Origin of the sequence: Paraburkholderia adhaesiva, assembly GCF_021390575.1 — a bacterium.
Lineage (GTDB): Bacteria > Pseudomonadota > Gammaproteobacteria > Burkholderiales > Burkholderiaceae > Paraburkholderia > Paraburkholderia adhaesiva.
Genome location: NZ_JAJEJQ010000001.1, coordinates 2,668,774 through 2,689,938 on the forward strand (window position 1 = coordinate 2,668,774; position 21,165 = coordinate 2,689,938).

The 21,165-nt window shown below is 66.0% G+C and carries 19 protein-coding genes; 8 read left to right on the forward strand and 11 right to left on the reverse strand.

Annotated elements, in window-relative coordinates; translation table 11 throughout:
- Positions 1 to 97: 97 nt before the first annotated feature.
- From L0U80_RS12130 to L0U80_RS12140, 3 genes are all read right to left on the reverse strand, one after another.
- Positions 98 to 1,399, reverse strand: a complete 1,302-nt coding sequence (locus L0U80_RS12130; RefSeq protein WP_233864397.1) for an ATP-binding protein — start codon at positions 1,397 to 1,399, stop codon at positions 98 to 100.
- Positions 1,400 to 1,521: 122 nt separating this feature from the next.
- The gene (locus L0U80_RS12135; protein ID WP_233864399.1) at positions 1,522 to 2,184 is read right to left on the reverse strand and encodes a response regulator; all 663 of its coding nucleotides are present in this window, start codon (positions 2,182 to 2,184) and stop codon (positions 1,522 to 1,524) included.
- Between the two features lie 347 nt (positions 2,185 to 2,531).
- Entirely contained in the window at positions 2,532 to 2,741 is a 210-nt protein-coding gene (locus L0U80_RS12140; RefSeq protein ID WP_233864401.1) for a hypothetical protein, read from the reverse strand.
- Between L0U80_RS12140 and dacB the strand changes: the two genes are divergently transcribed.
- Together dacB and L0U80_RS12150 are read left to right on the forward strand one after the other, a co-directional pair.
- Positions 2,668 to 4,236, forward strand: coding sequence for a D-alanyl-D-alanine carboxypeptidase/D-alanyl-D-alanine endopeptidase (gene dacB, locus L0U80_RS12145; RefSeq protein WP_444544280.1), 1,569 nt, complete (start codon positions 2,668 to 2,670; stop codon positions 4,234 to 4,236). The two genes, L0U80_RS12140 and dacB, sit on opposite strands and share 74 nt — an antisense overlap.
- 219 nt (positions 4,237 to 4,455) lie before the next feature.
- A complete protein-coding gene (locus tag L0U80_RS12150; RefSeq protein WP_233864405.1) occupies positions 4,456 to 5,370 on the forward strand; it encodes a sterol desaturase family protein in 915 nt (304 codons plus the stop codon).
- 182 nt (positions 5,371 to 5,552) lie between these two features.
- Here L0U80_RS12150 and L0U80_RS12155 read toward each other — a convergent pair whose 3' ends face one another.
- The 7 genes from L0U80_RS12155 to L0U80_RS12185 form a co-directional block, all read right to left on the reverse strand.
- A complete protein-coding gene (locus L0U80_RS12155; protein WP_233865908.1) occupies positions 5,553 to 6,587 on the reverse strand; it encodes an L-threonylcarbamoyladenylate synthase in 1,035 nt (344 codons plus the stop codon).
- 14 nt (positions 6,588 to 6,601) lie between these two features.
- Positions 6,602 to 7,819 carry a 5-(carboxyamino)imidazole ribonucleotide synthase gene (locus L0U80_RS12160; protein ID WP_233864406.1) on the reverse strand — a complete coding sequence of 406 codons (1,218 nt, stop codon included), beginning with the start codon at positions 7,817 to 7,819 and terminating at the stop codon, positions 6,602 to 6,604.
- Positions 7,820 to 7,920: 101 nt separating this feature from the next.
- A complete protein-coding gene (gene purE / locus L0U80_RS12165; RefSeq protein ID WP_233864407.1) occupies positions 7,921 to 8,439 on the reverse strand; it encodes a 5-(carboxyamino)imidazole ribonucleotide mutase in 519 nt (172 codons plus the stop codon).
- A 105-nt stretch (positions 8,440 to 8,544) separates the two neighbouring features.
- Positions 8,545 to 9,435 (reverse strand): phosphoribosylaminoimidazolesuccinocarboxamide synthase, encoded by an 891-nt coding sequence (locus L0U80_RS12170; protein ID WP_233864408.1) that lies wholly within the window; start codon positions 9,433 to 9,435, stop codon positions 8,545 to 8,547.
- Between the two features lie 208 nt (positions 9,436 to 9,643).
- Positions 9,644 to 10,708, reverse strand: coding sequence for a class II fructose-bisphosphate aldolase (fba, locus tag L0U80_RS12175; RefSeq protein ID WP_233864410.1), 1,065 nt, complete (start codon positions 10,706 to 10,708; stop codon positions 9,644 to 9,646).
- Between the two features lie 334 nt (positions 10,709 to 11,042).
- The gene (gene pyk, locus L0U80_RS12180; RefSeq protein WP_233864413.1) at positions 11,043 to 12,479 is read right to left on the reverse strand and encodes a pyruvate kinase; all 1,437 of its coding nucleotides are present in this window, start codon (positions 12,477 to 12,479) and stop codon (positions 11,043 to 11,045) included.
- Positions 12,480 to 12,941: 462 nt separating this feature from the next.
- Positions 12,942 to 14,141 (reverse strand): phosphoglycerate kinase, encoded by a 1,200-nt coding sequence (locus tag L0U80_RS12185; RefSeq protein ID WP_233864416.1) that lies wholly within the window; start codon positions 14,139 to 14,141, stop codon positions 12,942 to 12,944.
- A gap of 576 nt (positions 14,142 to 14,717) precedes the next feature.
- Between L0U80_RS12185 and L0U80_RS12190 the strand changes: the two genes are divergently transcribed.
- The 5 genes from L0U80_RS12190 to L0U80_RS12210 all read left to right on the forward strand — a co-directional run bounded on the left by L0U80_RS12190 (position 14,718) and on the right by L0U80_RS12210 (position 18,707).
- Positions 14,718 to 14,912 (forward strand): zinc-finger domain-containing protein, encoded by a 195-nt coding sequence (locus tag L0U80_RS12190; RefSeq protein WP_124149412.1) that lies wholly within the window; start codon positions 14,718 to 14,720, stop codon positions 14,910 to 14,912.
- Positions 14,913 to 15,111: 199 nt separating this feature from the next.
- Positions 15,112 to 16,137, forward strand: a complete 1,026-nt coding sequence (gene waaF, locus L0U80_RS12195) for a lipopolysaccharide heptosyltransferase II (protein WP_233864419.1) — start codon at positions 15,112 to 15,114, stop codon at positions 16,135 to 16,137.
- Positions 16,138 to 16,410: 273 nt separating this feature from the next.
- On the forward strand, positions 16,411 to 16,857 hold the full coding sequence (locus L0U80_RS12200; protein ID WP_233864421.1) for a nuclear transport factor 2 family protein: 447 nt from the start codon (positions 16,411 to 16,413) through the stop codon (positions 16,855 to 16,857).
- A 178-nt stretch (positions 16,858 to 17,035) separates the two neighbouring features.
- Positions 17,036 to 18,094 carry a YheT family hydrolase gene (locus tag L0U80_RS12205; RefSeq protein WP_233864423.1) on the forward strand — a complete coding sequence of 353 codons (1,059 nt, stop codon included), beginning with the start codon at positions 17,036 to 17,038 and terminating at the stop codon, positions 18,092 to 18,094.
- Positions 18,087 to 18,707 (forward strand): DUF2946 family protein, encoded by a 621-nt coding sequence (locus tag L0U80_RS12210; protein ID WP_233864425.1) that lies wholly within the window; start codon positions 18,087 to 18,089, stop codon positions 18,705 to 18,707. Before L0U80_RS12205 ends, L0U80_RS12210 begins: the two co-directional genes overlap by 8 nt.
- Before the next feature lie 9 nt (positions 18,708 to 18,716).
- Here the strand turns inward: L0U80_RS12210 and L0U80_RS12215 are convergent, their stop codons facing one another.
- Positions 18,717 to 20,495, reverse strand: coding sequence for a M48 family metalloprotease (locus L0U80_RS12215; RefSeq protein ID WP_233864427.1), 1,779 nt, complete (start codon positions 20,493 to 20,495; stop codon positions 18,717 to 18,719).
- A gap of 160 nt (positions 20,496 to 20,655) precedes the next feature.
- Here L0U80_RS12215 and moaC point away from each other — a divergent pair, with 160 nt between their 5' ends.
- Positions 20,656 to 21,144, forward strand: a complete 489-nt coding sequence (moaC, locus tag L0U80_RS12220; protein ID WP_233864429.1) for a cyclic pyranopterin monophosphate synthase MoaC — start codon at positions 20,656 to 20,658, stop codon at positions 21,142 to 21,144.
- Positions 21,145 to 21,165: the final 21 nt, after the last annotated feature.

Consider the following 21,165-nt stretch of genomic DNA (forward strand, 5'->3'; position numbering starts at 1 on the left):
AAGCGGGATACGGTGGATACGCCATGAAGACTACGTGGCATCACTTAAAGGAGACTTAAGCACGCGCCGTACCGCGCGAAGGCGTTTCCGGCCGGCATCAGAAACGCACGTCGACCTGCAGACCGCCCGCCGGCGAGTCGCCGAGCGTGATCGTCGCGTCGTGCTGATCCGCGATGCGGCGCACGATCGCGAGTCCAAGACCGGTTCCGGCGACGTCCGTACGCGCGCGCGACGCGCCCTCGCCGACGCGATAAAAACGATCGAACACCCGCGCGCGCTCCCCGACTGGAATGCCCGGACCGCTATCGGCGATGCGCACGAGCGGATGGCCGTCGTCCACGCGCAGGGCCACATCGACGCGGCCGCCGCCCGGCGTGTATTTCGTGGCGTTATCGAGCAGGTTGTTGAACATCACGCGCAGCGCGCCGGCGTCGCCGTGCACCGACGCCTGGGCGCTTTCTTCGATGCCCAGATCGACACCGCGCTGCTGCGCGACGCTCGCGTAAGCCGCGACGCAATCGCTGACGAGCGCATGCAGATCGACGTCCTGCATACGCCCGTGGCCATCGGGTTCGGAGCGCGCGAGCGCGAGCAGTTGTTCGGCGAGCCGCGTCGCGCGCATGATGCCCGCCTGCAAATCGGTGAGCGCTTCGCGGCGCGTTTCATCGTCCTTTGCGCGCGCAACCAGTTGCGCCTGGATCTGCACGGCGGCGAGCGGCGTGCGAAGTTCGTGTGCGGCATCCGCGACGAAAGCCTTTTGTGTATCGCGAGCCTTCGCGAGACGGTCGAGCAGCGCATTCAGCGCGTGCACGAGCGGGGTCACCTCGCGCGGCAGCCGTTGCTCCGGCAACGGATCGAGCGCTTCGGGATGGCGCGTGTCGAGCGCGCGTGCGACGCGCGAGAGCGGCGCGAGCCCGCGGCCCACCACGAGCCAGACGGCGAGTCCGAGAAACGGAAGCAGCACGATCAGCGGCCATAGCGTGCGCAGCGCGACGTTCGCCGCAAGACGGTTGCGCACCGAGATGGGCTGCGCGAGCTGCACGACATTGTCCCCGACGATCGCGCCATACACGCGCCAGTCGCCGCGGTCGGTGTGCTCGGTCGAGAAGCCGAGTTCCGCATGCGGCGCGAGCGGCGCCCGCGGATGCGAGTAGTACATCAGCACGCCATTGCGGTTCCAGATCTGCAGCACGATGCCTTCGTCGCCGGTGTCGTTCGAGCTGAGAATCGCGTTGAACGATCTGGAGGGCAGTGCCGCGGCGATCTCCTGCAGCTGGTAATCGAACAGTTCGTTGGCTTCTGCGAGCGCCTGGCGATAGATCAGCCAGCCCGCGAGCCCAACACCCGCGACCACGATCGCGAGCAGCCAGAACAGCAGTTGTCGTCGGATGGAACTCATCGGCGCGTGAATCTCCTGTCGATGGGACCTGGCGCTTTAGCGCCTGGTCCCATCCCATGCAAAGCTGTCGATCAGGGTTGGCGCTTCAGCGCTTGGTCCCATCCCATGCAGAGCGGCTCGCATCACGCGTCTTTCGCGATCATGTAGCCCAGTCCGCGCACATTGCGGATCAGGTCGGCGCCGAGCTTCTTGCGCAAGGCGTGGATATACACCTCGACGGTGTTGCTGCCGATCTCCTCGCCCCAGCCGTACATCTTCTCTTCGAGCTGGTTCTTCGAGAGCACCGCGCCCGGCCGTGCGAGCAGCGCTTCGAGCAGCGCGAACTCGCGCGCCGACAACGCAATAGGCACACCGTTCTGCGTCACCTGGTGGGACGCCGGATCTAGCGTGATGGAGCCGTAGCGAATCGTCGAGTCGCTGCGGCCCGACTGGCGGCGGATCAGCGCGCGCATGCGCGCGCCGAGTTCGTCGAGATCGAAGGGTTTGACGAGATAGTCGTCGGCGCCGGCATCGAGACCCTTCACGCGGTCGGCGATCGCGTCGCGTGCCGTGAGGATCAGTACCGGCAGCGAGAGGCCGCGCGCGCGCAGCATGCGCAGTACTTCGAGCCCATCCCGTTTGGGCAGGCCCAGATCGAGCAGCAGCAGATCGTAAGGCTCTCCGGTCACGGCGGAGAGCGCGGACTCGCCGTCCTGGACCCAGTCGACTGCGAATCCGTCGCCGCGCAGCGCCTTGCGCACGCCCTCGGCGATCATGCGGTCATCTTCGACTAGCAATATTCGCATCGTAATGAAATGGCAACGCGGTGCGCCGCCTCGCTCCGGAGTTCAGGCAATGCGTGCATTTTAGCGCGCGGGTCCCGCCACCGCGCCAACTGGCGTTCGCGGCGCCGGCTTTGTTGTCGCAATACGCGCGCGCGTCACGCCAGGTCTTTACAATGAGCCCTTTTGCGGCGCGCGGCGCGGCGCGGTGATGCGCGATAGCCTTGTGACATGCGTCTGGCGTCGCGCTGCGCGCCCGTTTTCGTGCACGCGCACGGCGGCGCCTCGCACCGTCGGTCGTGTCCCTGGGACGCCGCGCGCGAGCCAGGCGCCAGCCGCACCGCCCGCAACGCACCTATTCGTCAGACGCTCTACATGCTGCCCGCATCACTGTTCAGTTCACTGTCCGATTTGCTGCCGATCACGCGGCCCCTTTCGCTATCCCGACTTGGCGCTTTGCTCCGCCGCGCGACACCGAGCCACGAGCGCGCCACCGCGAGCGCTGCCGTGCCAGCCGCCACGCGCACCGCATTCGCGATCAGGATTGCCTGCGCGGCCGTCGCAACGGCCTGCGTCGCCATGCCCGCCGCGCAAGCGCAGCCCGCAGAAGCGCGCTTGCCTTCGGTCAACGTCAGCACCGTGCTGCCGCCCACGGTGATGGCAGGCCTCGAACGCGCCCATGTGCCGCTGTCGGCGGTGAGCGTGGTGATCGAAAAGATCGGCGACCGCCAGCCAAGCGTGGCCGTCAACGCGGGACAGCCGATGATGCCCGCCTCGACGATGAAGCTCGTCACGACCTGGACCGGCCTCGCGATGCTCGGGCCCGACTACCGCTGGAAAACGAGCGCGTTCACCGATGGCAGCGTGGATGCCGCCGGAACACTGCACGGCAATCTCTACATCAAGGGCACGGGCGATCCGAAGCTCGTGCCAGAAGAGCTGATCGATCTCGTACAGAAAATCCACGCGGCGGGCATCGCCCGTATCGACGGCACGCTCGTGCTCGACAAGAGCGAATTCGACGCTTCGACGCGCGATCTGCCACCCTTCGACGACGACGCCAGCGCCCCCTACAACGTCGGCCCCGACGCGTTGATGTATGCGTTCAAGGCGGTGTCGTTCACGTTCGCGCCGTCGAACGGAGGCGTCTCGATCGACGTCGTGCCGCCGGTTGCGCAATGGCAGATCGACAACCAGCTCCACGAACGCGGCGGCAAGTGCGGCGGCATGCTGCCGTCACCGCAGATCGCGCCAGGCGCGAACGGCCTCGTGACGGCGAGCTTCGGCGGCAGCTACGCGATGCGATGCGGCGAGCGCACGCTCAACATGGCTGCGCCCGTCGATCACAGTACGTTCTTCGCCGATGGTTTCCTCGCACTGTGGCAGCAGACGGGCGGCACCTTCAACGGCGCGGTCCACGACGGTGTCGTGCCACCGGGCGCACGCCTCATCGCGATTCATCAAAGCCCGCCACTCGCGGATGTCGTGCACGACATCAACAAGTTCAGCAACAACGTGATGGCGCGCAATCTGTTCCTCACGCTAGGTGCCGAGGCAGGCAAGCGACCCGCGACAACCGCGAAGGCCGCTGCTGCCGTCACGACGTTCCTGCGCAAGAGCGGCATCTCCGCGCCCGAACTCGTGCTCGACAACGGTTGTGGCCTTTCGCGCGACGAGCACATCAGCGCCCTCTCGCTTGCGAACCTGCTCCAGGCCGCGAACGCGAGCCCGGTCGCGCAGCCGTTCGTCGACTCGCTGCCGGTGGCAGGCGTCGACGGAACGATGCGCAATAGACTCACGAACGCGGACGTGCTCGGCAACGCGCACATCAAGACCGGTACGCTGCGCGACGTGCGCGCGATCGCGGGCTACGTTGCTTCTCAGACCGGCGAAACGTGGATCGTCGTGAGCATCATCAACGACCCGCGCGCGGAGGCCGCACGCGAGGCCCATGACGCGCTGCTCGAGTGGATCTATAAGGGCATGCCCGAAGAGTCTCCGGTGTACGTAGAGGCACATCCGAAGCGCGTCGCGAAGCACATCCGTAAAAACCCCCAGCGCCGCGGCGGCCATTGAAAGTGCGGATCGACTTCGTGCAGCAGACCGAAGTCTCCCTCTAGCAAAGCCCCGCCTCCGGCACGTATTAGACGTGTACCCTGATGGGCATCTTCCGGCGGCGCGCACGCGATGCGCCCCGGAACGCAAAAAGCGGCGCAGCCGCGCAACAACAGACAAGAGACAACAAGGGCGGTGCTTCACAGCACTGCCACCACCGGGACGAAGAGGAGGCCACACGTGCGGTTCGATGCCGAATTGCTGCTGCTTGCACTCGCCCCTGTCTTTCTCTCCTTCATCGCCTGGGAAGCCTGGTATCTCGCACGCACGCGACCCGGCGCCGCGCTCTATACCTGGGCAGACACGCTATGCAACGCTACGCTCGCCTTGATGCACCAGGGCGCCGACAAGCTCGCGTGGCTCGTGGCCATTCCCGTCTACGCTTACGTCTACCAGCACTGGCGCATCGTCTCGTGGCAGCCGGGGTGGGTCGCATGGCTCGTGCTGTTCGTCGCGCAGGACTTCCTCTACTACGTGTTTCATCGCGCGAGCCATCGCGTGCGCTGGCTCTGGGCCGCGCACGTCGTTCATCACTCGTCGGAGCGGCTCAACCTTTCCACGGCATTCCGGCAGAGCCTCATGTATCCCGTCGCGGGAATGTGGGTGTTCTGGATTCCGCTCGCCGTAATCGGCTTCACGCCGATGCAGATCGTCGCCATCGTGCTCGTCAATCTGGCGTTTCAGTTCTTTGTCCACACCGAAGTGGTCGGCAAGCTCGGCTGGCTCGAATACGTGCTCAACACACCGTCGATACATCGCGTGCACCACGCGCGTAACGACCGCTACATCGATCGGAATTACGCAGGAGTACTGGTGATATGGGACAGGCTATTCGGCAGCTACGTCGAAGAAGACGAGAACGACCCGCCTGAATACGGCATCGTCGAGCCGCTCCACAGTTACAACCCGCTGAAAGCGACGTTCCACGAATGGCTATCGATGGCGCACGACTTCGCGCAGATGCCCGACTGGCGCAGTCGCTTCGCCGCGTTGTTCGCGCCACCCGAATGGGCTGCGCGGTTGCATGCTGAACAACCCGCACCGGCCAGTTCGTGCGTAGACGCGAACGTGACCGAAAACAACATCAGGGGCTAACAGGAGCCAGGCAGCGCGCCGGGATTCCGGCGCATGCAGTCCGCGTCCGGCGCAACGCGCCGGGCGCGACTCAAATGCCCCGCTCGCCGTTCAGGCAGCGGGGCGTTTTCTTGTTTCAGCCAGAAAGATTGACGATGCCCGCCGCGTAATGCGACAGAAACGCGGCGGAACGCGGAATGCGATCAGTCCTGCTGCGCCTCAAACGCCGCGGCGGCGCGTCCGAGCCGGTCGTTCACGGCGATCCATTCGATCGTTTCGGGGAGCTTCTCGATCAGGATGCGCGCGACGTTTGCGCGATCGAGCGCGCGCAGCAAGCCATAAAGCTCGCGCGCATAGACTTGCGGATCCTCGGGCGCGGCGATGAAATGCACGTCCGGTGCACTCGCCCAGGCACCCGAACGCGAGGCGCGGGCCACGAGCGCCACCGACTCGCCGTTCGCACGCGCGGCAGTCAGCATGGGCTCCAGCGCCTCGAACGGCAGCAGCGCGAGCGGCGTGCGCGGCGCGTAGTGCGCCTTGAGCGTACCCGACGCGCGAGGCGCCGTGGCATCCGATCCGTCAGGCAGTCGCGGTGCTTCGCCGAGCACGCGCGCGATATCGTGCGGCGTGACATGCCCCGGCCGCAGGAGCGCCGGAAAACCACGCGAGAGATCGAGAATCGTCGATTCGATGCCGACGTCGCTCGCACCACCGTCCAGCACATACACGGACGAGCCGAACTCATCGCGAACGTGCTGCGCCGTGGTCGGGCTGACATGGCCGAAGCGGTTCGCCGAAGGCGCCGCGACGCCGCCGTGACCGCCGCGTCGTTGCGAAAACGCAGCGAGCAACTTCTGCGCGACCGGATGCGACGGGCAGCGCAGGCCGACCGAATCCTGACCGCCACTCACCGCGTCGGGGATGCGCGGATGGCGCTTGACGATCAGCGTGAGCGGGCCGGGCCAGAAGGCATCGACGAGCTTCTGTGCCGCTTCAGGCCACTCGGCGGCCCAGTACTGCGGATCGCCGCCCGGCGGCAGATGCACGATCACCGGATGATTCGCCGGCCGACCCTTGGCCGCGTAGATTCGCGCGACGGCGTCGGGGTTTGCCGCGTCGGCGCCGAGCCCGTACACGGTCTCCGTCGGGAACGCGACGAGTTCACCCGCATCGAGCAGCGCGGCGGCCTGTTCGATCACGGCATCGGTGACGTTGGTGGAATCGTGCTGCACGGTCATGGAGTCAGCCAACCTCAACTCGTGGCGATGTGCAGCAAACGTGCGCACTCGCGCGCGGCTGCGCGCGCTTCGTCGAGCGTCGGCGCCGTGAAATTCACGTGGCCCATCTTGCGGCCAACGCGCGCTTCTTCCTTGCCATACAGATGCAGACGTGCAGCCGGCATCGCGGCCACCTGGTCCCACGGCGGCGGAACGGGCGCGGCGCCTTTCTGCGGTTTCGCCTCACCGACAGCGCACGGGAACCACACGTCGCCGAGGATGTTCAGCATCACGGCCGGCGAGTGCTGGCGTGTGTCGCCGAGCGGCATGCCGGTCATCGCGCGCACCTGCTGCTCGAACTGGCCGGTCGCGCAGGCATCGACCGTGTAGTGACCCGAGTTGTGCGGACGCGGCGCCATTTCGTTGGCGACGAGCGAGCCGTCCTCGAGGATGAAGAATTCCACGCACAGCACGCCGACATAGCCGAGCTTCGCCGCGATCTGCATCGCCGCCTGCTGCGCCTGCTGGACGAGCGCGGGGCTCGCGTCGGGCGCGGGAACGATGGTGTGCGAAAGCACGCCGTTACGGTGCGTGTTCTGCGCGAGCGGATAGACGGCGCTCGCGCCGTTGATGCCGCGCGCGATCAGCGCCGACACCTCGAACTTCAGCGGCAGGCGCTTTTCCAGCACGCACGGCACGCCGCCGAGCGACGCATGCGCCTCGCGCACTTCGGCAGCGTTGCCGACGCGCACCTGGCCCTTGCCGTCATAGCCGAGCCGCGCGGTCTTGAGAATGCCCGGCAGCACGGCGGCGATCGCATCGTCGTCCATGGAGGCGAGCGCCTGCGACGACTCGATCACCACATGCGGTGCAACCGGCACGCCGGCGGCAACGATGAAGCGCTTCTCGGCGATGCGGTCCTGCGCCACGGCCACGCAGCGGCCCATGGGGCTCACGAAGGTCGATCGGGCGAGCGCGTCGAGGCTCGCGGCGGGCACGTTCTCGAACTCGGTCGAAACGGCCGCGCAAAGGCGCGAGAGTTCGGTCAGCGCGGCTTCGTCGTCGTAGGCGGCGCGCAGATGGCGGTCGGCCACGGTGCCAGCCGGGCTCGCCGGATCCGGATCGAGCACGGCGACGCGATAGCCCATCGCCTGGGCGGCAAAACAGAACATGCGGCCGAGCTGGCCGCCACCCACCATGCCAAGCCAGGCGCCGGGCAGGATCGGTGAAACCGGAGTGTTGTCAGGGGTCATTTCAGTGATCGGTCGCGGCTGCCAGGGCGCGAGAGAGCGCACGGGCGAGGCCGGGGTTTAACGTCGAAGCGGGGCGTCCTGCCCTGCCCCGACGATGGCGCTTACAGCGCCGGCAACACCATCGCGTGCGCGGCTTCGTTCTGGCGCACGCGGAAAGCAGCGAGCTTGTTCGCGTAGTCGCTGTCGGTCCCGCTCAGGATCGACACGGCGAAGAGCGCCGCATTGGCCGCGCCCGCCTCGCCGATGGCGAAAGTCGCGACCGGCACGCCCTTGGGCATCTGCACAATCGAATGGAGCGAATCGACGCCCTTCAGGTACTTGCTCGCGACAGGCACGCCCAGCACCGGCACGGTGGTCTTGGCGGCCAGCATGCCCGGCAGATGCGCCGCCCCGCCCGCGCCCGCGATGATCGCGCGCAGGCCGCGCTCGCGGGCCTTTTCGGCGTACTCGAACATCTCGTCGGGCATGCGGTGCGCCGAGACGACCTTCGCTTCATAAGCGACGCCGAACTCCTGCAGGATCGCGACCGCCTGCTTCATCGTTTCCCAGTCGGAGCTGGAACCCATCAGCACGCCGACGAGCGGCGCCGCGTGCTGGTGAGCCGTCTGTACTTCGCTCATTTCCTTCCTTTTCCCGCGATTGTCGCCGCGAATTTGCCGCGCTTTTTACTGCGCTTTTTGCAGTGATGCGCGGCAAGCGCGCATCGAACCCAGTCAAGCCAGAGATCAGACCAGCTTCTGGCCGGTGAGGCGCTCGAGCGCCTCCTGATACTTCGCGGACGTCTTCTCGATCACCTCGTCGGGCAGCTTCGGCGCGGGCGGCTCCTTCGCCCAGTTCTGGGTTTCGAGCCAGTCGCGCACGAACTGCTTGTCGAACGACGGCGGATTCGAGCCGACCTGATACTGGTCGGCGGGCCAGAAACGCGACGAGTCGGCGGTGAGCGCCTCGTCCATCAGATACAGCTGGCCGTGGTTGTCGAGACCGAATTCGAACTTCGTGTCGGCGATGATGATGCCGCGCGTGGCAGCGTAATCGGCCGCTTCCTTGTACAGCTTGATCGAGATTTCCTTGATCGTGCGCGAGAGTTCGGTGCCGATGCGGCGCTCCATCTCTTCGTACGTGATGTTCTCGTCGTGGTGGCCCATTTCGGCCTTCGCTGCCGGCGTGAAAATCGGCTCGGGCAGCTTCTGCGCGTTTTGCAGGCCCGGCGGCAGTTCGACGCCGCACACGGCGCCGGTCGCCTGGTAGTCCTTCCAGCCGCTGCCCGCCAGATAGCCGCGCACGACCGCCTCGACGAGGATCGGCTCGAGGCGCTTCACGACGACCGCGCGGCCCTTCACCTGTGCGACTTCATCGGCGGCGACGACCGTTTCCGGATCGACGCCCGTCAGATGGTTCGGCACGACGTGCTCGAGCTTTTCGAACCAGAAGTTCGCCATCTGGTTCAGCACCTGGCCCTTGCGCGGAATCGGCTCGCCCATGATGACGTCGAACGCCGACAGACGGTCGGTCGTGACGATCAGCAGCTTGTCGTTGCCAACGGCATAGTTGTCGCGGACCTTGCCGCGGCCGAGGAGCGGCAGCGAGCGAAGCGTGGATTCGTAAAGGGTAGACATCGTCGTGATTCGCTATAAAAACGTGGCGGGACCGGCGGAAATCCGGACCAAACGTGGACTGATAGGGTAAATCAAAAAGCCAGTCGCCGTTCCCCAGCCTGGCGGAGACGGCGACGATCCTGCAGCGCCTGATGCAAAACTTTGCACCCGCCGTGGCGCCCGTCCCGCCCTGCCGGACGGATGAGCAACACGGCGGTGGCGCGTCGCGTCAGCGAACGATCTGCGCGAGTTCGCCCGACTTGTACTTCTCGGCGATCTTGTCGAGCGAGACCGGCTTGATCTTGCCTGCCTGGCCTTCGCAGCCGAACGCCAGATAACGATCGACGCAGACCTTCTTCGCGGCTTCGCGGGCCGGCTTCAGGTAGTCGCGCGGGTCGAACTTCGACGGATTCTCGAACATGTAGCGACGGATCGCGCCCGTGATTGCGAGACGCAGGTCCGTGTCGATGTTGATTTTGCGCACGCCGTGACGGATGCCTTCCTGGATTTCCTCGACCGGCACGCCGTAGGTTTCCTTCATGTCGCCGCCGAATTCGCGGATTTCCGCGAGCAGTTCCTGCGGCACCGACGACGAACCGTGCATCACGAGGTGCGTGTTCGGAATGCGGGCGTGGATTTCCTTGATGCGCTGGATCGACAGGATGTCGCCCGTGGGCTTCTTCGAAAACTTGTACGCGCCGTGCGAGGTGCCGATCGCAATCGCCAGTGCATCGCACTGCGTGAGCTTCACGAAGTCGGCGGCCTGCTCCGGATCGGTCAGCAGTTGCTCGCGCGTCATCGTGCCGTCGGCGCCGTGACCGTCTTCCTTGTCGCCCTTCATCGTTTCCAGCGAACCGAGCACGCCCAGTTCCGCTTCGACCGTGATACCGATCGAGTGCGCCACTTCGATAACCTTCCTCGACACGTCCACGTTGTACTCATACGACGCCACGGTCTTGCCGTCTGCTTCGAGCGAGCCGTCCATCATCACGCTCGTGAAGCCGCTCTTGATCGCTGCCATGCAGACCGCCGGCGACTGGCCGTGGTCCTGGTGCATCACGACCGGAATATGCGGATACGACTCGACCGCCGCTTCGATCAGGTGGCGCAGGAACGCCTCGCCTGCATATTTGCGCGCGCCCGCCGACGCCTGCATGATCACCGGCGCGCCGACCTGGTCAGCCGCGGCCATGATGGCCTGGACCTGCTCCAGATTGTTCACGTTGAACGCCGGCAGACCGTAGCCGTTCTCGGCCGCGTGATCGAGCAGTTGTCGCATTGAAACGAGAGGCATTGTGCTACTCCTTTGATTTAAAACGAAATCCCGTGTGTCGCCGGCCATCTCGTGTAGCCGGTCGAGCGCGGCCTGGCGGCCGCTGCCCGCGTGGTCACCGCGGGCTCAATGGCGAGATTTTATCGCGAAGCCGCGCCCCTCCCTGGCCGAATCACGTAACCAGCATCAAATCGGCCTGTCCGCGCGTCATGGTGACCGGTCAACGTTGAAAGCGCGTTGACAGCAAGCTGACCGCCCGGTAGAGGGGCCGCACGGCCTCCCGATCATGCGAAATGCGGTGCGGACTGCGGCCCGGCTTGTTCCAGCGTTTGTGCCAGGAAGCCAGGCCGCACAGTTACAGCACGTCTCCGACACGCACGATCTTCAGCGTGTTCGTGCCGCCCGGCTGGCCCATCGGCTCGCCGACGGTCAGCACGACCACGTCACCACGCGACGCATAGCCCTTGCTCACCACCACCTCGATCGCCTGCTGGAGCGCCGTGTCGCGGTCGCTGCTGGTGTCGAGATGCAGCGGCGTGACGTTGCGGTAGAGCGCCATGGCGCGCTCGCTGCCCGTGCGCGGCGTGAGCGCGAAGATCGGCACATGGATCCAGTGACGCGACATCCACAGCGCGGTCGAACCCGAATCCGTGAGCGCCACGATCGCCTTCGCGCCGAGGTGGAACGCCGTGAACAGCGCGCCCATCGCGATCGACTGATCGATACGTCCAAAAGTCCGGTCAAGAAAGTCCTTGTCGAGCTCGGACTGCTCGGACTTCTCGGCTTCGAGACAGATCGCTGCCATCGCCTCGATGGTCTGCACCGGATACTTGCCCGCCGCCGACTCCGCCGAAAGCATCACGGCGTCGGTGCCGTCGAGCACCGCGTTTGCGACGTCCGACACCTCGGCGCGCGTCGGCACCGGTGCGTGGATCATCGACTCCATCATCTGCGTGGCGGTGATGACGAACTTGTTCGACTCGCGCGCCATGCGGATCATGCGCTTTTGCAGCGCGGGCACCGCGGCGTTGCCGACTTCGACCGCGAGATCGCCGCGCGCAACCATGATGCCGTCCGACGCATCGAGAATCTCCTGCAGCGCCGGAATGGCCTCGGCGCGCTCGATCTTCGCGATCATCTTCGGCTTGATGCCGTAGGGCGCGCCCGCGATGTTCGCGAGTTGGCGCGACATTTCCATGTCGGTGGCGTTCTTCGGGAACGACACGGCGACGTAGTCCGCACCGAGCGCGAGCGCCGTGCGGATGTCCTCCATGTCTTTCGCCGTCAGCGCTGGCGCCGTGAGGCCGCCGCCCTGCCGGTTGATGCCCTTGTTGTTCGACAGGTCGCCGCCGATTTTCACGACCGTATGGATCTCGCTGCCGATCACGCGCACGACGTCGAGCACGATGATGCCGTCATTGAGCAGCAGCACATCGCCGGGCCTCAGGTCGCGCGGCAGGTCCTTGTAGTCGAGGCCGACGCGATCGTCGTTACCGAGTTCGCAGTTGGCGTCGAGGATGAACGGCTTGCCGGGCTCGAGCGTGGTCTTGCCGTTCTCGAATTTACCGACACGAATCTTCGGGCCCTGCAGGTCGGCCATGATCCCGACCTCCCTACCGGCCTGACGGGCGCACTCCCGCACGGTTTCGGCACGCTGGCGGTGGTCGTCCGCTGTGCCGTGCGAGAAGTTGAGGCGCACCACGTCCAGTCCCGCGTGAATCATTTGCAGCAGGACGTCCGGCGTACTGGAAGCCGGACCGATGGTGGCGACAATCTTGGTGGCGCGATGCATGAGTCTCCTCGTCTGGAAAGGATCGCTGGAAGAAACGCCGCTGCGAGAAGGACAAGCCGGGTCAAGCGCACCTGCGCCATTGCCGGGACGCGCGCCGGTGAGATCCGGCGTCGCTTTGTGTGACGGCGCGAGAGACGCGGCGGCCGGATCGGACGATCTGGCCTCGCGCGCCTGCGCCATCTGTGCGGCGTGCTCGCGGTTTGTGCATGCGCTTTCTCGCGCTGCGTCCGCGGCCGCCGCCGGGAAACTTGCGTCCGCCAGCGCAGATGCCTGCGCTTCGGACGGCGCCGCATCAGCCGTGGCTGTCGCGGCGGTGGTAGATGTTGCAAGCGTGGCGGTCGACTCAGACGCGTTCAGCGCATGCACCGCCAGTGCCGAGGGTACTACGCGCCCCGCTGCTGCGGCCACCGTGCGCTGCTTGGCGCGCACTCGGGCCGGTTTCGCAGCGCGGCGCGGTGCCACTTAGCCAGCCGCCCGGGTTTCGAGCACCTCGACAGCCGGCAGCTTCTTGCCCTCGAGGAATTCGAGGAACGCGCCGCCACCGGTCGAAATATAGCTGACCTTGTCATGGATGCCGTACTTCGCAATGGCCGCAAGCGTGTCGCCGCCGCCAGCGATCGAGAACGCCGGCGACTTCGCGATGGCATCCGCAAGCGTCTTCGTGCCGTTGCCGAACTGGTCGAATTCGAACACGCCCACCGGACCGTTCCACACGATCGTGCCGGCCTGCGCCAGTTGCGAAGCGAGTGCCTTGGCGGTCTGCGGGCCGATGTCGAGGATCAGGTCGTCGTCGGCGACGTCGGCCACTGCCTTGATTTCGGCCTTGGCGGTCGGCGAGAACTCCTTCGCGGTCACGACGTCGCTCGGGATCGGTACGGACGCGCCGCGCGCACGCGCTGCGTCGATGATGGTCTTCGCTTCAGCGACCAGATCGGCTTCGGCGAGCGACTTGCCGATTTTCAGACCGGCCGCCAGCATGAACGTGTTGGCGATACCGCCGCCGACGATCAGCTGGTCCACCTTCTCCGCGAGCGACTTGAGGATGGTGAGCTTGGTCGAAACCTTCGAGCCCGCGACGATCGCCACGAGCGGACGCTTCGGCGCGCCGAGCGCCTTGCCGAGCGCGTCGAGTTCGGCGGCGAGCAGCGGGCCCGCGCAGGCGACGGGCGCGAACTTCGCGATGCCGTACGTGGTGGCTTCGGCGCGGTGCGCGGTGCCGAATGCGTCGTTCACGTAGACGTCGCAGAGCTTGGCCATTTTCTGCGAAAGCTCGTCGGAGTTCTTCTTCTCGCCCTTGTTGACGCGGCAGTTCTCGAGCAGAACGACATTGCCCGGCGCCACGTTGACGCCGTTCTCGACCCAGTTCGCGACGAGCGGCACGTCACGGCCGAGCAGTTCCGACAGACGCTTCGCGACCGGCGCGAGCGAGTCTTCCGGCTTGAATTCGCCTTCGGTCGGACGGCCGAGGTGCGACGTGACCATGACGGCGGCACCCGCGTCGAGCGCGGCCTTGATGGCCGGCACGGAGGCGCGCACGCGGGTGTCTTCGGTGATGTTGCCCTGATCGTCCTGCGGCACGTTCAGGTCGGCGCGGATGAACACACGCTTGGCCGTAAGCTTGCCTTCGGAGATCAGATCGGAGAGACGCAGAACCTTGTTCATGGGCTTGACTGTACGTGATGGTGGGAAGGCGGTGGCAACACGATGCGGATGGTGCGGATCGCCGCTGCGAAAAGCGGTTCGAACAGCGCAAGCGGCGCGACTGCACGGACGGCACGGTCACGGCGCGAGTATGGCGCGGGATCCGGATCTAACGCTACTCCGGGTCGCGGCTCGCTACCCAGCGACTGCCGGCAAACGCGAGCATCGTCATCGTAGTATTGCGAAGCCGGTATTTTAGCCGATTGCCAGGTCGATCTGAGACGTGCAACTGCGAATGTCCTGTATTTGGACGGCCACTGCGGCACCCGGACTTTTTTTAGCTTTTTTTCCTGCTTTTTTTCCTGCTTTTTTGCTGTTTATTGGCGCGCTGTTTTGCCAACTCGCTTCGCGTGCACGTCTCCCGCGCCTGCACGTCGCGTACGCGAGATACCCGACCGGCATATTGCGCCGCAACATAAACACCCGCGAATGCCCGTCCGGGCACCAAATAAGGCTAAAATAATCGTTTGCCCGCTGCGGACTCTGGAACTGCCGCAGCGTATGGGCTTAACAACGAGCATCACGAGAATTGTCCTCATGAGCGAAATCAAGGAAATGCCGCTGGTCGAACTGTCGGCCAAGGATCTGCCCGCGTATTGCCCGAATCCGTCGATGCCGCGCTGGAGCACGCATCCGCGCGTCTTCATCGACGTGACGCATGGCGAAGCGCGCTGCCCATACTGCGGCACACGTTACAAGCTGCGTGACGGCGAGGTCGTGCACGGCCATTGAGCCACACGGCGCTTGATGGGCGCGCCTGGCGCATGTCGGTTCGTTCGCTCTGCGCTGCCTTTGTGACGCCACAGGCGTCGCCCGCCGGCAATCAGCCGCGGGCGGCCCGACGACGCGCCCTGCGGCGCGTTCCCCACTAACCGCATTCCACGCGCCCAACGCGCGCGGAATCTTTGCCATTTCCGGACCCTGACACCCGATGCGTCGCGCGCTGGTAATCGCACCGAACTGGATCGGTGACGCACTGATGGCGCAGCCGCTCTTTGCGCGGCTCGTGAAACTGCACCCGCGCATCGTGATCGATGCTGTAGCGCCCACGTGGGTCGCGCCGGTGCTCGAACGCATGCCCGAAATTCGCGACGTCTACGCCACCGACCTCGCGCACGGCAAGCTGCAATGGCTGAGCCGCTGGCACCTCGCGGCCGACTTGCGCGATGTGCGCTATGACGCCGCCTACGTGCTGCCGAACTCGCTGAAGTCTGCGTTGATCCCGTGGCTTGCGAACGTGCCGCTGCGCATCGGCTATACGGGCGAGAGCCGCTACGGCCTCCTGAACGTGCGCCACGCGAATCCGCCGAAAGACGAGCGGCCGCCGATGGTCAAGCACTATGCCGCGCTCGCCTGGGCCCCCGGCGCAAACGTTCCCGACGACCTGCCGGCGCCGCGTCTCGAGTCGGATCCGAACGAGGCGTCGCGCGTCTCGGCGCGCTTTAACCTCGACACGCGCGTGCCGCTCCTCGTGCTCTGCCCCGGCGCCGAATATGGCCCCGCCAAGCGCTGGCCGCCCGAGCATTTCGCGGCACTCGCGCAGATGGTGAGCCAGTCGTTCCCGTACGCGCAGATCGTCGCGCTCGGCTCGCCGAAAGACGCACCGCTCGCGCAGGCCATCGCCGACCGCGCACCGAACGTGCGCAACCTGTGCGGCCAGACCGCGCTCGGCGAAGCGTGCGCGCTGATCTCGCGCGCAAACGCCGTGGTCACCAACGATTCAGGGTTGATGCACGTCGCCGCCGCGCTGCGCAGGCCGCTCGTCGCGCTATACGGGTCGACCGACCCGCGCCACACTCCGCCCTTGTCGGAACTCGCAAAGGTACAATGGCTGCACCTCGACTGCAGCCCGTGTTTCCAGCGCGAGTGCCCGCTGGGGCATCTGAACTGCCTGCGCGAACTGAGCCCTGAGCAGGTGTTCGGCGATCTTCGCGGCATGTTGCTCGGCCAGCGTTAGTCGCAAAGGGCTTTTGCACGAGGGCTGGAAATGGGCCAGGAAGCGGGCCCGGAAACCGGTTGAAAGCGCGGCGACGCGCTGGCGCATGCGGTGAGCGCCTGTCGGGCGGGAGATCGAGGCGCGCCGCGCAGGCATCCCGCGCTACCGCACACACCGGGACACGCGCGCGACGCCGAGCTTCACAGGCATGCCTCGCGATAGCGGCATGCGCGCAACAGCCGCATCAGGTGTCGATTCGCCAACCCGCGCCCCGGCGCACAAGACCAACGAGCCATGCCACGTTTTGCCCACATCTTCGAAGCCGCCGCGGACACCCTCAACGCGTATTACCAGGCCGTCGCGGAAGTCAATATCGACAGCTTGATGGGCCTGTGGATCGACGAGGAATTCGTGAGCTTCATCTGTGCGAACGGCGCCCATCTGCACGGTCTGTCGAACATCCGCGCGGGTCTCGCGACGCAGATCGAGGCGAACCCGGTTTCGATCGAGCCGCTCGACATCCGCGTCTACGACAGCCTCGGCACCGTGGTCTACGCAATCGTGGAAGCGCATCGCCCCGTGGATCCGGCCGCCGTGCCCGAGCTGGTCTTCACGACCTACGTGATGGTCCACGAGCGCGGCGAATGGCGCATCGCCCATATCCATGCGAGCCGCATGCCCGATGACGCGGCGGCCCAGTTTTCCGCGAAGCTGCGCCACGGCCAGGGCGCGTTGCACTGAACGCGCCGCTTTCCGGACGGGTTTTCGCGACCGTTCTCGCCACTGGTCTCGTAGCGTTTGCCGTACCGCTTTTCGGACAGCTTTTTGCTCCGGTTTTTGCCCGATCTGTCCTACCGTTACTCATACGGCCCTACACGCCGTTTTTCACACCGTTTTTGATCCAGCTTCACGCGCAGTCATGAGCACCACCGGGAACAGGCCAGCCACCAAGCGCTCCGCAATCACGGCGACCGGAACTTCGCCGGGAGCAGCGCAACGCGGCGCATACCTCGCGCCGTTCTGGCTGCCGGGCGCGCACGCGCAGACCATCGTGCCAGCCTTCTTCGCGCGCCTGCCGAACCCCGCCTACCGCCGCGAACGCTGGGACACGCCGGACGGCGATTTCATCGAACTCGACTGGGTCGAACCCGCGCCAGGTCAGCCGATCCCCGCGCCCGACGCCCCGCTCTTCGTGCTCTTTCACGGGCTCGAAGGGGGTTCCGGCTCACACTACGCCCGCACAATGTCGGCAGCCGCGGCCGCGCGCGGCTGGCATGCCGTGATCCCGCACTTTCGCAGCTGTAGCGGACCGATCAACCTGCTGCCGCGCTTTTATCATCTCGCCGACGCCAACGAAGTCGACTGGATGCTGCGCCGTTTCGCGACGCGTCATCGCGGGCCGGTCGTCGCCGCGGGTGTCTCGCTCGGCGCGAACGTGCTGCTTCACTGGCTTGCGGAGCGGCGCGAAGAAACGTCGATCGTGACCGCAGCCGCCGCGATCTCGGCGCCGCTCGACGTCCATGCGGGCGGTGAGATGCTTTCGCACGGGTTCGGCATGGTTTACACGCGCAATTTTCTGAGGTCGCTCAAGACGAAGGCGCTCCAGAAGCTCGAACAGTTTCCTGGCCTTTTCGAAGCGCAGGCCGTACTCGCGAGCCGCACGATGTACGAGTTCGACAATGTCGTCACCGCGCCGCTGCACGGCTTTCGCAACGCCCACGACTACTGGACCAAGGCGACGGTTCGCCCGAAGCTCAGCGAGATCGTCGTGCCGACGCTCGTGCTCAACGCACGCAACGATCCGTTCCTGCCGGACCGCGCGCTGCCCGCGCGCCACGAGGTGAGCGCGGCCGTTGAACTGGAGCAGCCCGCGCACGGTGGCCACGTAGGGTTCATGACAGGTCCGTTCCCCGGCCGCTCCGACTGGCTCGCGCAACGCGTGACCGGCTACCTCTCGCGCTTCGTTTCGCATGGATGAGATCGTCAGACAGGCGCTCGCGCGGTGGCCCGACGTACCGCATTGCACTGGCTGGCTGCTGCTCGACGCGCGCGGCCAGTGGCGTCTGCGCGACGAAGCCGACCAGGCCGCCGGCATAGCCGGCACGCCGGTCCGGCACGATGCCCTGATCGGCCTCATCAACCGGAATTACGGTTGCGACGAGCGCGGACAGTGGTACTTCCAGAACGGGCCGCAGCGAGTCTATGTCGAACTCGAATACACGCCGTTGATCGTACGGCTCGCGTGCGATGCGGCCGGCACGCTGACGCTCACGGACCAGACCGGTCAACCGTTCGTGCCGTCGGCGGCTTACGTGGATGACGCGGGCAGTGTGCTGTTCGCGAGTGCCGCCGAGGGTCGCGCGCCCGTGCGCGTCGCCCTGCTCCACGATCACGATCTCGATCTTTTCACCGACCACGCTTCGCTTGCAGAAGACGGACTGGACGGCACATTCGTGTGGCGCGCCGGGGTCTCGCTACCGCTTAAACCCGTACTTCGTGCACAGGTGCCCGCGCGTTTTGGATTCGTCGCGAGTCCGGCGCGCGAAGAAGCACTGGCGTTGGCAGGCGGCAAAGCAGTCCGCGCCGGCTGAGCACCCCGCTCAGCTGTTATCTCTTTCCTCTTTAAGCTCTTCCTTGTAGCGCGCCTCGAAGTCGTGCAGACGCGCGTTGATCGTCGAAAGATCGTAGTAGCCCACCGATTTCATGTCGCGCGCCTCCTTCAACTGACGGATCGCCGACGGCCACGCGCCGTCCAGCGCGAACTTTTCCGCGAGCGCGCGCCGCTGCTCCAGCCCATCGCCAATGCCCATGCTCGCCTGCGCGAGGTATTGCCACCACGCGGGCTGAAGTGGCTCGGACACCGTCTGCGCACGTGCAAGCGTCTGCGCTTCCTTGAAGCGCTTGGCGGCGATGAGCGCTCGCAACACGCTGTCGGTCGCGGCATGCGACGCCGGCCATGCCTTGCGCGCCGCCATCGCCAACTGCACGGCTTCGTCCCGGCGCCCCGCTCGCAGCGCTATTTCGGCCGCGAGCACGTCGAGACTCGGCGAGCTGCGTGTTTTGCTGCCATCGGCCGCCTCGACCGCGTCGAACGCCGCACGCGACTTCTCGAGCGACGCCGACGCGTCGTCGTAACGTTCAAGCAGCGTCTGCGCGAATGCAATGCCGTACCAGTTCGCCGCCACGTTCAACGCCGTGCGGTCTTCGATCTCCGAGCGCATCCGCGAAACCTCTTCCATCCAGTCGCCATGGGTGCGGTCCTGCAGCACACGCACGCGCGCGCGCACGAAGCCGTACTCGGACGCCTGGTGCGGCTGCCGATAGTCGGTTCGTCGCGCACGGTCCTGCATATCCGCGATGCGCTCCGTGTTGAGCGGGTGCGTGCGCGCGTAGGCCGGCACGCCCGCGTCGCCCATCGACGCGCGTTCGAGGCGCTCGAAGAACGCCACCATGCCGTAGGGGTCATAACCCGCGCCAGTGAGCAACCGGAAGCCGATGCGGTCCGCCTCGTGTTCGGCCGCGCGCGAGAAGCGCAACTGGGTGTCGACGGACCAGGCTCCGCTGCCCATCGCGATCGCACTGCCAAGGTCGCCGCTCCTCGCCAGCACGCCGGCGAGAATCCCGAACAGCACGCCCGCGAGCGTCACGATGCTCGTGCGCTCGTTCTGCGCAAGCATGCGCGCGATATGCCGCTGGAGGACGTGGCCCATCTCGTGGCCGAGCACGGACGCGAGCTCCGATTCGGTCTCCGTGGCGACGATCAGCCCGCTGTTCACGGCGATGAAACCGCCCGGCAACGAGAACGCGTTGATCTGGCCGTCGCGTATCGCAAAGAGGTCGAAGTCAGGCCGATAGCCGCCGATGAACTGCGCGCTCGCCGCGGCCGCGAGCCGCGCCGCGACGGAATTGAGGTAATCGCGAACGAGCCAGTCGCCGATGTAGTCGGGATCGCGTCGGATCTCGCGCATCACGCGTTCGCCGACCTTGCGCTCGGCCTGCGGCGTGAGGGCGCCGCCCGAACCGTCGCCGAGATCGGGCAGTTGCGGCATCCAGGTGCTCGAGAGCACACTCGTGTTGCTGCGCGCGCCGGATTTGCCGGAAAAGAGGCTTTGCGCGCCGCCATAGGTCCCGAACACGCCCTGGGCGACGGACGCGGGAATCGCCGGATCGGCATCGTCCTCGAGCGGGCCGGTGACAAGCGCGGGCGTATCAGGTGCGAGGGGCAGCGCGGCGCCGACATGCGCGCCGGCATGCGTATCGACGAGCGCGGAGGCGCCCGAAGCCGTCGCGCCAGAAACGGTGTTCGCCTGCGCATACGCCTGCGGGGGAACCGCGAGCGATACGCACAACCATGCAGCAAGCAGCTTTTTCAGATGCATTGTCGACGGGTTCAGGGGAGAAGGCGGAATTCCGGCGCGGCGACTCAAGCCGCCCCGATACCCACAAATTGTAGCCCGGCCCGCGCCCCCCAGCGACGCCATGCCGTCAACGCTTGCGCGCGGCGCTGCTATGATAGGCGCCCTCGATGGAGAGCCAGTCATGCCTGAACTCACACATTTCGACGCTGCCGGCGATGCCCATATGGTCGACGTCGGCGACAAGGCCGAAACGAAGCGCATCGCCGTGGCGCGCGGCACGATCCGCATGCTGCCCGCGACCTACGCGCTGATCCGCGACGGCGAGGCGAAAAAAGGCGACGTGATCGGCGTCGCGCGCATCGCCGCAATTCAGGGCGCAAAACACACTTCGGATCTGATTCCGCTCTGTCACCCGCTCGCGATCACGCGCGTCAAGGTGGATTTCGCGCTCGATGAAACGGTGCCTTGCGTGCATTGCACGGCGCAGGTGGAAACCTTCGGGCGCACGGGCGTCGAGATGGAAGCGCTAACGGCCGTGCAGGTCGGATTGCTGACCGTCTACGACATGTGTAAAGCCGTGGATCGCGGCATGACCATCACCGATGTGAAGGTGATGGAGAAGCATGGTGGGAAATCGGGGGATTGGGTCGCGGACGAAACCGTCCGCTGAGACACCGGGACGCTGACAGGT